The 13,596-nt window shown below is 65.0% G+C and carries 13 protein-coding genes; 9 read left to right on the top strand and 4 right to left on the bottom strand.

Translation table 11 applies throughout. The features are described from left to right. Positions 1-44: 44 nt before the first annotated feature. A complete protein-coding gene (locus P9K36_RS07650; RefSeq protein WP_278306831.1) occupies positions 45-857 on the bottom strand; it encodes an IS5 family transposase in 813 nt (270 codons plus the stop codon). 161 nt (positions 858-1,018) lie between these two features. Between P9K36_RS07650 and P9K36_RS07645 the strand changes: the two genes are divergently transcribed. Continuing rightward, positions 1,019-2,344, top strand: a complete 1,326-nt coding sequence (locus tag P9K36_RS07645; protein ID WP_278306564.1) for an IS701 family transposase — start codon at positions 1,019-1,021, stop codon at positions 2,342-2,344. 21 nt (positions 2,345-2,365) lie between these two features. On the opposite strand, the gene P9K36_RS07640 is transcribed toward P9K36_RS07645, so the two are convergent. Then, entirely contained in the window at positions 2,366-3,304 is a 939-nt protein-coding gene (locus P9K36_RS07640; protein ID WP_278306830.1) for a HipA domain-containing protein, read from the bottom strand. Between the two features lie 998 nt (positions 3,305-4,302). Between P9K36_RS07640 and P9K36_RS07635 the strand changes: the two genes are divergently transcribed. The 8 genes from P9K36_RS07635 (at position 4,303) to P9K36_RS07600 (ending at position 12,557) form a co-directional block, all read left to right on the top strand. Further along, positions 4,303-5,193 carry a hypothetical protein gene (locus P9K36_RS07635; RefSeq protein WP_278306829.1) on the top strand — a complete coding sequence of 297 codons (891 nt, stop codon included), beginning with the start codon at positions 4,303-4,305 and terminating at the stop codon, positions 5,191-5,193. A gap of 110 nt (positions 5,194-5,303) precedes the next feature. Further along, positions 5,304-5,747, top strand: a complete 444-nt coding sequence (locus P9K36_RS07630; RefSeq protein WP_278306828.1) for a hypothetical protein — start codon at positions 5,304-5,306, stop codon at positions 5,745-5,747. A gap of 14 nt (positions 5,748-5,761) precedes the next feature. After that, complete coding sequence (locus tag P9K36_RS07625) at positions 5,762-7,486, top strand: AAA family ATPase (RefSeq protein WP_278306827.1); 1,725 nt, start codon at positions 5,762-5,764, stop codon at positions 7,484-7,486. Between the two features lie 583 nt (positions 7,487-8,069). After that, on the top strand, positions 8,070-8,642 hold the full coding sequence (locus P9K36_RS07620) for a hypothetical protein (protein ID WP_278306826.1): 573 nt from the start codon (positions 8,070-8,072) through the stop codon (positions 8,640-8,642). After that, positions 8,636-9,637, top strand: a complete 1,002-nt coding sequence (locus P9K36_RS07615) for a GHMP kinase (RefSeq protein ID WP_053610039.1) — start codon at positions 8,636-8,638, stop codon at positions 9,635-9,637. The genes P9K36_RS07620 and P9K36_RS07615 overlap by 7 nt, the downstream gene beginning before the upstream one ends. Before the next feature lie 68 nt (positions 9,638-9,705). Next, positions 9,706-10,638 carry an NAD(P)-dependent oxidoreductase gene (locus P9K36_RS07610; RefSeq protein ID WP_278306825.1) on the top strand — a complete coding sequence of 311 codons (933 nt, stop codon included), beginning with the start codon at positions 9,706-9,708 and terminating at the stop codon, positions 10,636-10,638. Between the two features lie 82 nt (positions 10,639-10,720). Further along, positions 10,721-11,308, top strand: a complete 588-nt coding sequence (locus P9K36_RS07605) for an SIS domain-containing protein (protein WP_043349796.1) — start codon at positions 10,721-10,723, stop codon at positions 11,306-11,308. A 10-nt stretch (positions 11,309-11,318) separates the two neighbouring features. Further along, complete coding sequence (locus P9K36_RS07600; protein ID WP_278306824.1) at positions 11,319-12,557, top strand: HAD-IIIA family hydrolase; 1,239 nt, start codon at positions 11,319-11,321, stop codon at positions 12,555-12,557. A 51-nt stretch (positions 12,558-12,608) separates the two neighbouring features. On the opposite strand, the gene P9K36_RS07595 is transcribed toward P9K36_RS07600, so the two are convergent. Both P9K36_RS07595 and P9K36_RS07590 read right to left on the bottom strand, forming a co-directional pair. Next, positions 12,609-12,758, bottom strand: coding sequence for a hypothetical protein (locus P9K36_RS07595; protein ID WP_164706398.1), 150 nt, complete (start codon positions 12,756-12,758; stop codon positions 12,609-12,611). A 98-nt stretch (positions 12,759-12,856) separates the two neighbouring features. Then, positions 12,857-13,399, bottom strand: coding sequence for an NUDIX hydrolase (locus P9K36_RS07590; protein WP_278306823.1), 543 nt, complete (start codon positions 13,397-13,399; stop codon positions 12,857-12,859). Between the last annotated feature and the right edge of the window lie 197 nt (positions 13,400-13,596).

The raw sequence follows: 13,596 nt of genomic DNA, 5'->3' as shown, positions 1-13,596 counted from the left end.
CTAATTCGCTGATGCGGAGATTCGCTAAGAGTCCGTCCGAGAAGTCAGGCTGAGCGGGCCAGTCGCCTGACGAGGATCATGACGGCTGCCGCGTAGAGGAATGCTCTGGCCGAGGCGATAGTCGCCTCTGGGTCCTTCCAGAGGCGGCGATTGCGGCTGATCCAGGCGAAGAACCGTTCGACCACCCAGCGGCGTGGATGCACGGCAAAGCCGACTTGATGGGGCGGCTTGCGCACGATCTCGACCGTGATGATCGTGGCGGTCGCCGGTCTGTTGCCGGCATAGCCTGCATCGGCGAAGGCTTTGGCGATGAACGGGAAGGTCCGACGCGACAGGCGCAGCATCGGCACGGCTCCGTCGCGGTCCTGTACGTCGGCAGGCTGAGGATCGAGGACGAGCGCGCGCCCGTCCATGTCGACCAGCGCTTGGCGCTTGCGCCCCTTGACCCTCTTGCCGGCATCGTAGCCGCGCGGGCCGCCGCTCTCCGTCGTATTGATGCTTTGGCTGTCGAGGACCGCGGCAGACGGTGAGGCTTCCCGTCCGACACGCTCGCGATCGGCCATGACCAGGTGGTGGTTGATCCGGCCAAACAGCCCTGTGTCGCGCCAGCGGCTGAAGTAGCCGAACGTGGTCGAGCGCGGCGGTAGATCCTTGGGTATCAACCGCCAGGAGATCCCACCCCTCAGAACGTAGAAGATGGCGTTCAGGACCTCCCGTGTCGTCCAGAGCGGAGGCCGGCCACAGGGCGCTGGCCTCGGCATCAGTGGCTCGATCACCGCCCACTCGGCGTCGGTAAGGTCGGTTTCATAGCGAAGGCCCACGCGGCTATGCTGCCGCCGGGTGGTCGGGGTCCACATGGCGCTTCCAGGTCAGGCTTCAGCACCCTCCTGGAATCATCGCCATCCCGGCCACTCAACCCCGCCTCAGACACTTACCGGACGGGCTCTAACACTACCTGGGCACTTTGGAGGGCGTTGGGCGTTCTGATCCTGCAGCGGCGGCACTGCGGGAGACGGACATGGCCGAGAGACCGTCGGGGCAGGATCTCGATGCGTGGCTGGTGCCTTTCCTGGCGGCGATGGGGCGCAAGACGCGGCGGACCTGGGCTCCGCTGTACCTGCGCGGCCTGCTCGGCCCCGGGGATCGCAAGAGCCTGCAGCCGATGGCCGCCCGTCTCGGGCTGCCAGGTCACGACCAACTGCAGCACTTCATCGCCAGCCCGGCCTGGGACGACGGCCCGCTCTGGGCGGAACTCACCCGTACCGCGGACCGGCTGGTCGGCGGATCCGACGCCTGCCTGGTGATCGACGATACGGCGCTGCCGAAGAAGGGCACGCGCTCGGTGGGCGTGGCGCGCCAGTACTGCGGGCACCTCGGCAAGAAGGCCAACTGCCAGTCGCTCGTCTCCCTCACCCTGGCGCGGGGCGAGGTGCCCGTCCCGGTTTGCCTGCACCTGTTCCTGCCGGAGGAGTGGGTCGCCAACCCGAAGCGGTGTCAGCGGGCAGGTGTGCCCGAGGCGGCGGTGGTGCCGCAAAGCAAGGGCGAGATCGCGCTTGCCGAACTCGACCGCCTGCAGGCCGAAGGCGTCCGCTTCGGTGTGGTACTGGCCGATGCCGGCTACGGCTGTAGCGCCGTGTTTCGGCATGGCCTCGACGCGCGCGGGCTGACCTGGGCGGTGGGGATCGCCAAGAACCAGAAGGTCTACGATCCCGACGTGCGGCTGGTGGAGCCGGGCGGGAGGGCGCGCAGACCCGTGCCGGATCAGGAGCCGCAGGAGGCCGAGGCGGTTCTCGCTGCGCTGCCGTGGCGGCGCGTGGCGTGGCGGCAGGGCACGAAGGGCGCGCTCGCGGCCCGGTTTGCCATGACCCGCGTGCGGGTGGGCGACGGTCCGATCTGGGGCAACAACCGCCATCTGCCGGGCGCCGAGGTCTGGTTGGTGGGCGAGTGGCGCGCCTCGGGCGAGCGCAAGTACTACCTCTCGAACCTGCCGCCCCGCACGACCCGGCGCGCCCTGGCCGGCACAATCAAGGCGCGCTGGGTGTGCGAGCAGGGCCACCAGCAGTTGAAGGAGGAACTGGGCCTCGACCACTTCGAGGGCCGCTCCTGGACTGGCCTGCACCGGCACGCGCTGATGACGTGCATCGCCTGCGCCTACCTGCAGCACCTGCGCCTGGCTGGGCCCGACCGGACGGATGGGGGAAAAAAAGGTGGCTGGCCTACCGGGACCGCCACCGTCTCCGAGCCTGCCCGCCGTGCGGCAGGCCATCATCGGCCGCCTGTTCGTCGGCCTCATCCCACCGGTGCGATGCCCGCACTGTCGCCGCCGCTTCCGGCTGCCGTCTGACCTCAAAGTGCCCAGGTAGTGCTAAGACGTGATAGGTCTGGGCAGCAAGCCGAAGCATGCCAAGAGCATTTCCCGGTCCCGTCGAGATACGCCTCGGGCGTCGAAAAAATCCGGGATGCGTGAGGTCGCTTCATGAATTTCAACGAGAATCGATGTGGCTTCGGCAGTGGAGAGGCCAAATTTGGCGTAGCTCGCGAATGCGATGCTCGGGTTGCACTCTCGACTGATACCGGGAGCTGGGGCGCAGACATGTTTGGTGCCCGAAGGATGCGGTACAACATCGAATACCGGTGAGAGCCGCCAGCCGGCCCCATCGTGGATGAAGGCGTGGTTGCGCAAATGATCATCGGTGTTCCGTAGATAGGCATTAACCAGGAGCCTGCGGAACATCTCGCGCTCTGGATCCTGAACACCGATCCGGCGCGCGGCTGATGCGATGTCCGAATAGGTCTTGCTTGTGGCATATCCATGGGCAGGTTCACTCAGCAAAGTGCCGGCGCTGAGGTAAGACAAACGAGCCCCATCCGAGGACCGGTCGAAACGCGATATCAAGAGAACCGACCGACCGCTAACGACACGCAGTTCGCGGTCAGGGACTCGAAGTCCTGCGGCCTCAGCAAAATCCAGACAAACCGCTTCAGCCCTGGGATTGTCGAACCTGTCATCCCACGTGGAAAATTTGGCTATCCATTCCTTGTCTGAAACCCGAATACGCGCCTTCGGTCGAGCTCCTCCAATGTCCGAGCTGTGAATGAATAGCTGAGCGAGTTGGTCCGCCGACGCTTCGCCTCCTTCATAATTTTCTGCTGCGATGAGCACCTCTTCGAGAACGTCCTCGCTTTGAACGAACCCAGGCGCCGCGTCCGCTCTGGGTGTCCACCTCTCGGGAGCCTCGGGCGTTGAGCCAAAGGCCAGGTCGCCCGTGCGCGACAGCCCGCCCAGAGCCAGAAATTCCGGCATGCCGAGTTACAGTTCTGGGAATACCTGCGACAGAATTCCTTTTCCCCAGCCGTCAGGGCCTGCATCGTGAAAGGCCAGATGAACCTCTCCCGGAGCCGCTGGCCGCCACTTGGTTGCGAGCGGCAGGCCAATGGGGTCGAGTGGCCTACGTCCCTCTGCAGCTAGATAGTCGGAGCTATAGGCAAACCGACCGATGCGCCTTGAGCTACCCTCGAAGATCAAGAGGCCGATGGGCACGTAGCCGCTCTGCCCTGACCGAAACACGTGCATTTCCTCAATGCGGTTGTACTTAGAGGTCCGCCACATACCCGCTCACACTGATCCTGCGGCGATACAGCATGAAATCCGCTGTGTCTCTGACGTGGTCACACAGGCAAATGTCGCCACGTTGATCTGTGCGGATCCGTGAGATCGGCGCAGTGTGCAAGACTTTGCTGGCGACAACCTTCCACCCGGCCGTTAGGCGATCATGCGATGTGAAGCGCTCACCTGCAACAAGGAAAAGGGCGCCAAGCTTCCGTTAACGATCGCGACAGGAAGGGCGTCCTTGAGATTATATCGTCGCCGTTGTGGTCTTCTCAAAGACGCCGATCCGCGCCACGTTCGTCCTCGGCAGACCACCCGCACATGCCGCGCCGCTCTTTAGCAGAGGGCGGCCGGCACCGGTGTTAGCAGCACCAAGCGCCGGCCTGACCACGATCCGTATCGCAAGGAGATACCGACCATGGCTGAGACCTTCACTACCGGCGTAATCACGCCGACGAAACTGGCCCGATGCATGAATTCCGGGCAGTCCCACCGCCCGTCCCGGCAACCCGCCTGATCGCCTGAAGGTGCGCTGGCACGCGATAGGCCGTGCCTCAGCGTCCCCTCGCAATCCCGCGATCCTGACGCCCTCGTCGCCGCAGGCCTGAGGCCGCGGAAACGAGCCCGTTCGCCGCCCTGCCGCCGTTCGGCGAAGGGCGCGCGGTTTGGTGTCGCCTGGACGGAAACCATCCATGACCATCGTCGTCCCCCACCCCGCCGCCCAGCGCGGCGGCCGACAGCGGTTATCTGCACGTGGGCAGCCTAGCTCCGGGCCGACCAGCCGGATCACCGTCCCGCTCGGGAGCGCCGCCGCCGTCGGCTACGGCCACGTCCAGCCCCCGATCCCACAGATCTGCGCACCCGAACTGATGGCCGCGGCCGAGGCAGCGCTCGACGGCGCGTTCCGGGCGACCTTCGTGCCCGATCCCCTGCTCGGACCAGGCTTGTCGCAGCTCGGCTCCGTGCTGGCCTCCATGGTCAAGCGGCATGGGTCTCTGATCGAGGCGGCCATCACTGACGTCCTCGAGCGAAGCGGGCGCTACATCGTGCTGCGCAACGTCGCGATGCCGATCACCGTGCCGACCCAGGAACTCGTCCGCGCCAGCAGCGTCGCCCAGCTCAGCCAGACCTCGATCGAACTCGCTGGCGCGGTCGCGCAGTCGGTATTCCTCGACCTAATCGTCGTCGACCGGAGAGAGAGCCGAGCCATCATCGCTGAGGTCAAGAGAGGCTCCGGAAAAAATGAGGCTAGGAAAATACACCAAGTCGAATGGGTGCTGCGGTGCGCGCAGGTCCAGGGTCGCTCATTTTTGGCCTCACTCGGCTACGAGGTCGCTCAGACTCGCGCGGTGCTGATCGACGTCTATGGAAGGGCGGGATACTGCGATGACCTTACGGTGAGCGGACCGGCCATAGATCAGCTGTTCGCGACCCCGGTCTCGTCGGCTCTCGAGACTGTGACCGCGGCGCTTCAAGCCCGATTGCGCGCGGCTGTGCCGGACCTTCTGACGATGGCGTTGGCGAGCCTCGCCGTTCCTGAAAACGTCAAACACCCGCACTCGCCCGGGCCGTTCGCGCCCTGATCGCACCACGCTGGCATCGGGTCGCGACCGCGACCTGATGCGTCCATCTCGCTCTCCATCAATCCCGCACCGCGCGCCTGCGCGCCGGCGTGCTCTCCAGGTCTGTCTCAATGACACTCGCTCGTGACCCCGATGCCCACCCCTCCGGCACAACTGACGCGGCCAGCCTCTCGCTGCCGCTGTCCTGGTGGCGCGTCCTCGCCCCTCAGGCGCTCGATATGCCGGCGCAGTGCCGCTTGGCCGCTGCCCTGAAGGCCGCGCAGCCCCTGCCGTCCCCCGACTGGTCCGCGGCTTGCCGGGGCGATCCGGCGGCTGCGATCCACATCGCCCTCGGCGTCCTCGCCGAGGCCATCGCCTTTCCTGGGCGCCTCGATCCGGCGATGTCGGCGCTCTGCCTGTGCGCAGCGCGGGGTGACGGCTCCTGCATCGACCTGCTCGTGCACGTGCTCGGGCGGCGCGCTCGACGCCGGGCTGATCTCAAGGTGCTCTGCCTCGCCCACGCTTGGTGCTCCGTTGCGCGCCGCGGTTCCGACCGCGTCGGCGTCGCCCGCTGAGAGGGAGGAATCCGATGGCATTCTCTTCGACCCCGCCTGCCTTGCAGATCGACCCTGAAGCGGCACGTCGCCTGCTCGAACCGATGCTTCCGCGCCGCCTGCGAGCCTGCCTTGCACAGGATCTGCGCGTGGATTCTGCCTGTTCCGAGATCGCCCTGGAGATCACCACCCTCGCCCCGGATGCCGAGGCCCTGGTCTCGGCCTGGATCGCGGCAAGGACTTCTTCGGACGGTCTTTTATGGCGTGACCGTCGATGGATCGCCCGACGATCCGCCCTGATCCGGTTCCTCGACGTGTTGGCCGTGGAGCGCGATCAGCCGGTGGCGCGGGCGTTGGCCGATGTCGCGACGCTGCTTTCCTGCGCTGGCGATGATCGCAGAGCTGCCGCGCGCTTGGCCCAGCCCCTTTGGCAGGAACGCGAAGCGGTTCTCGACCTCCGGAAAGGGTTCGCAGCCCTGGCCGAGGCGCAGACGCGCCTCGCTCTCGGACGCGTTGCCGAACCGGGCGCCGATACGGATGTAACCGGGGCGACCGATCTCGCTGTCGCCCTGCAGGCAGCTTGGCACGACGCGCTCAAGGATGCGCTTCTGACGTTTTCCGAGAAGACGAGCAGCGCCATCGCTGCGGCTGCCGCCCTGGCCTGTGGCGTCGATGACGCCTTCGCCGGCGATGTGGCACTCGTCCACGCGCTCGTACCCGTTGGGGAGGTCTTGACACGGCCGGTTGCAGACAACGCGGCGACGCGGGAGCGGTGCAGGTGGAAGATGATCGAGGCTCGCCTCGCCCAAAACGAGGCGCGCCGGCGCGAGAAGGCGGCGACCGTCGAGACGACGGCACAGATACCGGACGCAGATGTCCCACACGCCGAAGTGCCCAAGGGGCACGTTCTCGTCGTTCCAACGATCCAGGAGACCGGGAGCGACCGCGGCAAGTCCATCGCGCGCGGCTATGAGCACATCATCGGTAAGCCGCTCCCGCTCGTCGAGGTGCCGGATCTCGCGGCTGTGCGCGCTCGGTTGACCTTCGAGTTTCCTTACGCGCAGGCCATGATCGACAGGCTTCTTGCCGATCTGATCGGACGTGAGCACGCCACGTTCCGACCGACCCTGCTGATCGGCCCGCCGGGAGCCGGCAAGAGCCGCTTTGTCGCGAGGATCGCCCATCATCTTGGATTGGGGCTGTGGCGAGTCGATGCGACTCGGGACGCGGGCGCATCGCTGGGTGGCCTTGATCGTCGTTGGGCAACGTCGGAGCCCGCGCATCCGATCATGGCGGTGGCTCGGTCTGGCACCGCCAATCCGCTGATGCTGATCGACGAGTTGGAGAAGGCCGCAACGCGCGCAGATCACGGTAGGCTTTGGGATGCCTTGCTTCCGATGCTCGAGCCGGAGACCGCCCGGGCCTACCAAGATCCTTGTTTTCAGACGGAGACCGACATCAGCCGTGTCTCGTGGCTGGGCACGGCCAACGAGGTGGGCAACCTGCCCGCTCCGTTGCTTGATCGCCTGCGCGTGCTGGAGATGCCGGCACCGCGCCACGCGGATCTGGAGGCATTGCTCGGACCGATCGTGGCCAGGATTGCGGAGGATCGCGGGCTCAATCCCGCCTTCGTTGCGCCACTGGACGGAGAGGCGATAACATTACTTCGACGGTCATGGCGTGGCGGCTCCGTGAGGCGGCTGATGCGATTAGTTGAAGCTTTCGTGACGGCGCGCGAATCTCTTGCCGTTCGACAATAGCTAGACGGGTCTCAATGGACACACCGTAGCGTGAGGCCAGCGTGCCGGAGCTCTCGTGCGAGCGGGAGATCTCGGCACGCGGCTGGGGTTGTGTGTGCTGGATAGGGATGACGAGCATCAGCGCTCTCTACCAGCGAAGTGGCGGCGCAGACCTGCGGATCGCCATGCATGAGTTGTGATCGTCCAGCACGCCGCATCCCGACGACGATCCGTAAATTAACATCTAAAAGCCTTTCCTGTTAGCGTATCTAAAAATTAAGATGCGGGGGCGGAATTTGATTCGATGCAGTCGAATCAGTGCGATCTGCGGCAAGCCTGTGCCAAATCCAGCATTTTTAATCTTATACAGACCGCAAGATCGAATTGTTGCTCAGTAGATTTATTTTAAAAAATGATGTCGTAAATGGTGTGCGGCTAGCACAAATTTAAGATGCCGGCATATTTAATTGTCTATCTAATATGTTCATTTAAATCTGCCGTGCAACAGCAGAGGAGTCATGTTGGCGGCTCGGCGGAGCGCCTCTGGGGCGGTGCGATGAACGGATCTGCAGAGTTTACAATCCCTTAACCATAAAGGAGGCATGTGACCTACGGAAAATTTGTCTTCAAACTCGTGGCCGTGGCCGGCATGTGCGCACAGGATGCTGATTTTTCGGATGCGGTCAGGCTAAAGATTGCCGTGTCGGACCGTGTCGTAGTCGTCAGTGAGGCCGATGTAGTTAAAGCTGTGGCATCGGTTGCGCTCAGGTCTTTCTCAGACTCCTCGCGAGCGAGCCGCGTGAACGGTGACGTCGCGACTTGTTCACCGAAGGGCCGGAATCGGTCCATGCTGCCAATTGAAGAGCAGTGGTCCGGTGCTGTCGATCTGACGCGGCCAAAGAAAGGCATTTCAAATCAGTTCAGCTTTGTTGCCCAACGTATTGATGAAATCATGTCAAATCAGAACAATTATAATGATGCAATTACTTCTGCCGATGCTTCGAATATTGACGATGATCATCGAATTTTCGAGGAGAAGTCATTCGGTGCCGGTCATTTCCATGGTGACATGGCTGTGCACGTGCATCGCTCTAGCAATCGAACCGAAATTATAGATCGAAGCTACTTAAATCGAACAAGTTCTGAGGATATAAAATTGGAAAAATTTCTATGCTGACAGTCACGCGAACACCGCTGCGTATTAGCTTGTTCGGCGGCGGCACCGATTATCCGGAGTACTTCGAGCGCGCGCCCGGCGCAGTCGTCGGCGCAGCGATTGATAAATACATCATCATCGCAGCGCTCGATTTGATTGGCTGTCAAGATTACAATTATAGATTAAGTTATTCCCGCGTTGAGCATTGCAACACTATTTATGAAATCGAACATCCGGTCGTTCGGGAGGTGCTTAAGCATTTCGACGTGACTCGCAGGCTTGATATGAGCATCATCTCCGATTTGCCTGCGGCGGGCAGCGGATTGGGCTCTTCTTCGGCTTTCACAGTTGGCTTCTTGCGTACGATCTACGCGATATTGAATCAAAAGCCTACGAAGATCGAATTGTCGAAGAAGGCAATCGAAGTCGAACGTGAAATCCTGCGCGAGAACGTTGGTGTCCAGGATCAGCTCCACGCAGCCTTCGGCGGGATCAACCGATTTGATTTCAGCGGTTCCGCGATCCGCATATCCCCCGTTCAGATGAGTTCTGCGGCCACACAGCAGCTCAACGCGTCGATGGTGCTGGTCCATACAGGCATCGCGCGGCGCGCGACGACCACGGTCGCCGCCCAGATCGCCGTGACGCGCGCGCGCGCGATCGACAAGGAATTATCCGAACTCTACCGCCTCGTGGAGGAATGCGTCTCGCTGCTGGAGGCGGGGACGAGCGGCTGGCTCACGCAGCTCGGCGAGATGCTCTCCGCCTCGTGGCGCATCAAGCGGACCCTGTCGCGTGAGGTCTCGAATGCGGTGCTCGACGATCTGTTCGAGGCGATCATCGCGTCGGGGGCCTACGGGGCGAAGCTGTGCGGCGCGGGCGGGGGCGGCTTCTTCCTCGCCCTCATCGATCCGGACCGGCTTCCGGCTCTGACCGAACGGGTGGCGCCGCTATCCGTCGTTCCGATCGGCATCGATGTCGACGGGTCGACTCTGATCTATCGCCAGACCCGCTGAGCGGCGCCCGCCCATCATTCCAGCCCGGCCGCAGGCGGCCCGACGGCTCATCGCGACGAGAGGCAACGATGCGAATTCTGATCACCGGCGGCGCCGGCTATATCGGGACGATCCTGGTGCCGATGCTCCTGGAGCGCGGGCATCACGTCACGGTTCTCGACACGTTCAAGTCCGGAGGGCCGGACCTGTCCTCGGCCTGCCAGTACGATACGTTCAAGCCGATCAAGGGCGACGCCCGCGATACGCGCATCCTCGACGACCTGATCCCGAAGCACGACGTGCTCATCCCCCTCGCGGCCCTGGTCGGCGCACCCCTGTGCAAGGAGGACGCGATCGGCGCCACGACCCTGAACCGCGATGCCGTGATCGCCCTGGTCCAGCGCGCGGGCGGGGAGCAGAGGATCGTCTACCCGACGACCAATTCGGGCTACGGCGTCGGCGAGGCCGGCAAGTTCTGCACCGAGGAATCACCCCTGCGGCCGATCTCGCTCTACGGCACCACCAAGGTCGAGGCCGAGACGGCCGTGCTCGACAGCGGGCGCGGCGTCAGCCTGCGGCTCGCGACGGTGTTCGGCATGGCGCCGCGCATGCGCCTCGACCTCCTCGTCAACGATTTCACCCACCGGGCCGTGACCGACCGGGCGCTCCTGGTCTTCGAGGGCCACTTCAAGCGCAACTACATCCACATCCGCGACGTGGCCAAAGGCTTCATCCACGCGATCGACAATTACGACCGGATGCGTGGCGAGGCGTACAATCTCGGCCTGTCGAGCGCCAACCTGTCGAAGCTGGAACTCTGCGCGCGCATCAAGGCGCACGTGCCGAATTTCGTCTATGTCGAGGCCCCGATCGGCGAGGATCCGGACAAGCGCGACTACATCGTGTCCAATGCGAAGCTGGAGGCGACCGGCTGGTTCCCCGACTTCGACCTCGACCGGGGGATCAAGGAGCTGATCAAGGGCTTCCGGATGATCCGCAATTCGCGGTTCGCCAACGTCTGATCCGGACGGCTCCAGCCCAGCAGCGATCACCCCGCCGGACGGCCCGACAGGTCGGCCGGCGCGGTCACGGACCGAGGTGCTCATGAGCGCGATCGTCGATTTCCTCACGCAGACCCGCGACACCTTCCAGGCGGCCCTCGACGATTCCCGCTTCCAGGCGACCCTCGCCGAGATCGCCGACGTGGTGACCGCATCCCTGCGCGGCGGCGGCAAGCTCCTGACGATCGGCAATGGCGGGAGCGCCGGCGACGCGCAGCACATCGCGGGCGAGTTCGTCTCGCGGCTCAATTACGATCGGGCGCCCGCCGCAGCCCTGGCGCTGACCACGGACACCTCGGTGATCACCGCGATCGGCAACGATTACGGGTACGAGCACGTGTTCGCGCGGCAGGTGCTCGCCCTCGGGCGGCCGGGCGACGTCCTGCTCGCCCTCTCCACCTCCGGGCGCTCGCCGAGCGTGCTGAAGGCGATGGATGCGGCGCGGGCGCTGGGCGTGCGGGTCGTCGCGTTCACGGGCGCGACGGGCGGAGCGATGCCGGAGCGGGCGGATCTGTGCCTGTACGCGCCGTCGGACGCGACGCCCCTGATCCAGCAGGTCCACATCACCGCCGCGCACATCGTGTGCGGCCTCGTCGAGGAAAGCCTGTTCCCCCGCGGGACGGCGGCGTGAAGGGCGGCCCGTGACCGAGAGACCGAGAGGCGCCGGCAGCCCCGTCCGGCAGGCCATGATCCTGTGCGGCGGATTCGGCACCCGCCTGGGCGCGCTGACGTCTGCGATGCCCAAGCCGCTGCTGCCCGTGGCGGGCGAGCCGTTCCTGGACGTCCTGCTGTTCGAGCTCGGCCGCCACGGCTTCACCGACATCGTGCTGCTGGCCTCCTTCCACAGCGAGAAGATCCGCGCCTACGCCGCCGACAACGCGGTCGCGCGACGCTTCGGCATGACGCTGCGGGTCTCGATCGAGCCGGAGCAGGCCGGGACCGGCGGCGCCGTCGTGCACGCCCTCCCCGAGGCGGACGAGACCTTCCTCCTGCTGAACGGCGACTCGTGGTTCGACGTGAACCTGCTGGCCCTGCCCGCCCTGGCGGCGCGTCATCCGGAGGCGGCGATGGTCCTGTCGCTCCGCCGGGTGCCGGACGCGGCACGCTACGGCGTCGCGCTCCTCGACGGCGTGCGGATCACCGCCTTCCTCGAGCGGCCGCCCGAGCCGGGCCCCGGTCTCGTCAATGCCGGCGTCTATCTGGTGCGCCGCGACGCCTTGAAGGGCTTCCCGCCGGCCTGCTCGCTGGAACGGGACGTCCTGCCCGCTTTGGTCGCCGATGGCCGCGTCGTGGGCGAGGCCTACGACGGTTACTTTCTCGATATCGGCGTGCCCGAGAGCTACGACCGCGCTCAGGTGGAGATCCCGGCCCGCCGCACGAGACCGGCCGCCTTCCTCGACCGGGACGGGGTCCTCAATCACGACCACGGCTATGTCGGTTCCGTGGACCGGTTCCACTGGATGGAGGGCGCCCGTGATGCGGTCCGCGCGCTGAACGACGCCGGCTTCTTCGTGTTCGTCGTCACGAACCAAGCGGGGGTCGCCCGCGGCTTCTACACCGAGGCCGATGTCGCCCGTCTGACGGCCTGGATGCGGGACGACCTGCGCGCGGCGGGCGCGCATATCGATGATCTCCGGTACTGCCCCTATCATCCGGACGGGACGGTGGAGGCCTACAGGGCGGTCCACGGCTGGCGGAAGCCCGAACCCGGCATGATCCTCGACCTGATGGACCACTGGGACATCGACCGCGCGCGCAGCTTCCTGGTCGGCGATCAGCAAACCGATCTCGCCGCCGGCCGGGCGGCGGGGCTCGCCGTGCATCACTTCCGGTCGGACGACCTGCTCGCCTTCCTGCGCGAGACCGCGCTGACGGGCTAGGAGACGGCAACACGTGTGGGGGACCAGGGCGCGCGTCGCCGCGCGGCGGGTTCAGTCGTGGGACTGAATCGAGAGCTCCGCCTCGGCCGCCTCACGCATGGCGCGGTCCCAGTCGAGCCGGCGCTTGGGCGGCGTCTCGCGCTCGGCGTCCGCGGCCTTCCGATCTCGCGGAGCGACGATCTTGATGTCGTACTCGGGCACGCTTCAATCCGCTCTTTAACTTGCGATTAATCGTATTGGCGGAACGCGCGGGCCTTGTCAGCGGTTCGATCGCTCGATCCACAATCCGGTGACGGCTCTCATCCGCGGCCGGACAGACCGATCAGGATCATGGCGGCATGCACGGCTCCGACGATGGAGCCCGACTGGGCGAGCCGCAGAGCCTCGGCCCGCGGCACGCGCATCACCGCGATGTCTTCGCCGGGATCCGGACGCGCCGGCCCGGCCGCGATCACGCGCGCGCGGACGAGATGCATGCGGTTGGCGTAGCGGGCCGGATCCGCGTTGAGGGTGACCACGCGTTCGGCATCGGCAAAGGTGTAGCCGGTTTCCTCGTGCATCTCGCGCTCGGCGGCCGCGAGGATATCCGTGTCGCCGGGGTCGATGGCCCCGCCCGGAAGCTCCAGGCTCGGGCTCCCATAGGCGTGCCGGTATTGGCGTACGAGGATGACGTGATCGGCCGCGTCGATGCCCAGCACGAGGGCGATGTCCGCGGTCTCGAGCACGTAATAGGGATCGAGGACGTGGCCCGACGGTGTCACGCAGTCGTCGGCACGGAGTCCGAGCCATCGATCCTTCATGATGTAGTGCGACTTGCGTATCGTCCACGCGGTTTCGGGCATGATTGTTTCCAAATCGAAGATATTGGTAGTGTTTTTGGCAGAGATGCGCTGAACAGCGCGAGGGTGCGGGCGGTATGGATCGGGTCGAATCCAGTGGTCCTGCCCTGTCGTCGATCCGGGCCGGAGCGATCGTTGCGCCCCTCCAGCTCAGCCGGTAAGCGTCTCGGGCACGTAGAGTCTCGCGCCGCGGATGTCAT

The organism is Methylobacterium sp. 391_Methyba4, assembly GCF_029691625.1.
In the GTDB taxonomy this organism is placed as follows: Bacteria; Pseudomonadota; Alphaproteobacteria; order Rhizobiales; family Beijerinckiaceae; genus Methylobacterium; species Methylobacterium fujisawaense.
Note: the sequence above shows the minus strand (reverse complement) of the source record. Positions and strands in the feature narration are given on the sequence as shown.

What these genes read in the sequence shown, in the direction of transcription:
- P9K36_RS07650 (WP_278306831.1), bottom strand. Translation starts at nt 857, where the DNA reads ATGTGGACCCCGACCACCCGGCGGCAGCATAGCCGCGTGGGCCTTCGC.
- P9K36_RS07645 (WP_278306564.1), top strand. Translation starts at nt 1,019, where the DNA reads ATGGCCGAGAGACCGTCGGGGCAGGATCTCGATGCGTGGCTGGTGCCT.
- P9K36_RS07640 (WP_278306830.1), bottom strand. Translation starts at nt 3,304, where the DNA reads ATGCCGGAATTTCTGGCTCTGGGCGGGCTGTCGCGCACGGGCGACCTG.
- P9K36_RS07635 (WP_278306829.1), top strand. Translation starts at nt 4,303, where the DNA reads ATGACCATCGTCGTCCCCCACCCCGCCGCCCAGCGCGGCGGCCGACAG.
- P9K36_RS07630 (WP_278306828.1), top strand. Translation starts at nt 5,304, where the DNA reads ATGACACTCGCTCGTGACCCCGATGCCCACCCCTCCGGCACAACTGAC.
- P9K36_RS07625 (WP_278306827.1), top strand. Translation starts at nt 5,762, where the DNA reads ATGGCATTCTCTTCGACCCCGCCTGCCTTGCAGATCGACCCTGAAGCG.
- P9K36_RS07615 (WP_053610039.1), top strand. Translation starts at nt 8,636, where the DNA reads ATGCTGACAGTCACGCGAACACCGCTGCGTATTAGCTTGTTCGGCGGC.
- P9K36_RS07610 (WP_278306825.1), top strand. Translation starts at nt 9,706, where the DNA reads ATGCGAATTCTGATCACCGGCGGCGCCGGCTATATCGGGACGATCCTG.
- P9K36_RS07605 (WP_043349796.1), top strand. Translation starts at nt 10,721, where the DNA reads ATGAGCGCGATCGTCGATTTCCTCACGCAGACCCGCGACACCTTCCAG.
- P9K36_RS07590 (WP_278306823.1), bottom strand. Translation starts at nt 13,399, where the DNA reads ATGCCCGAAACCGCGTGGACGATACGCAAGTCGCACTACATCATGAAG.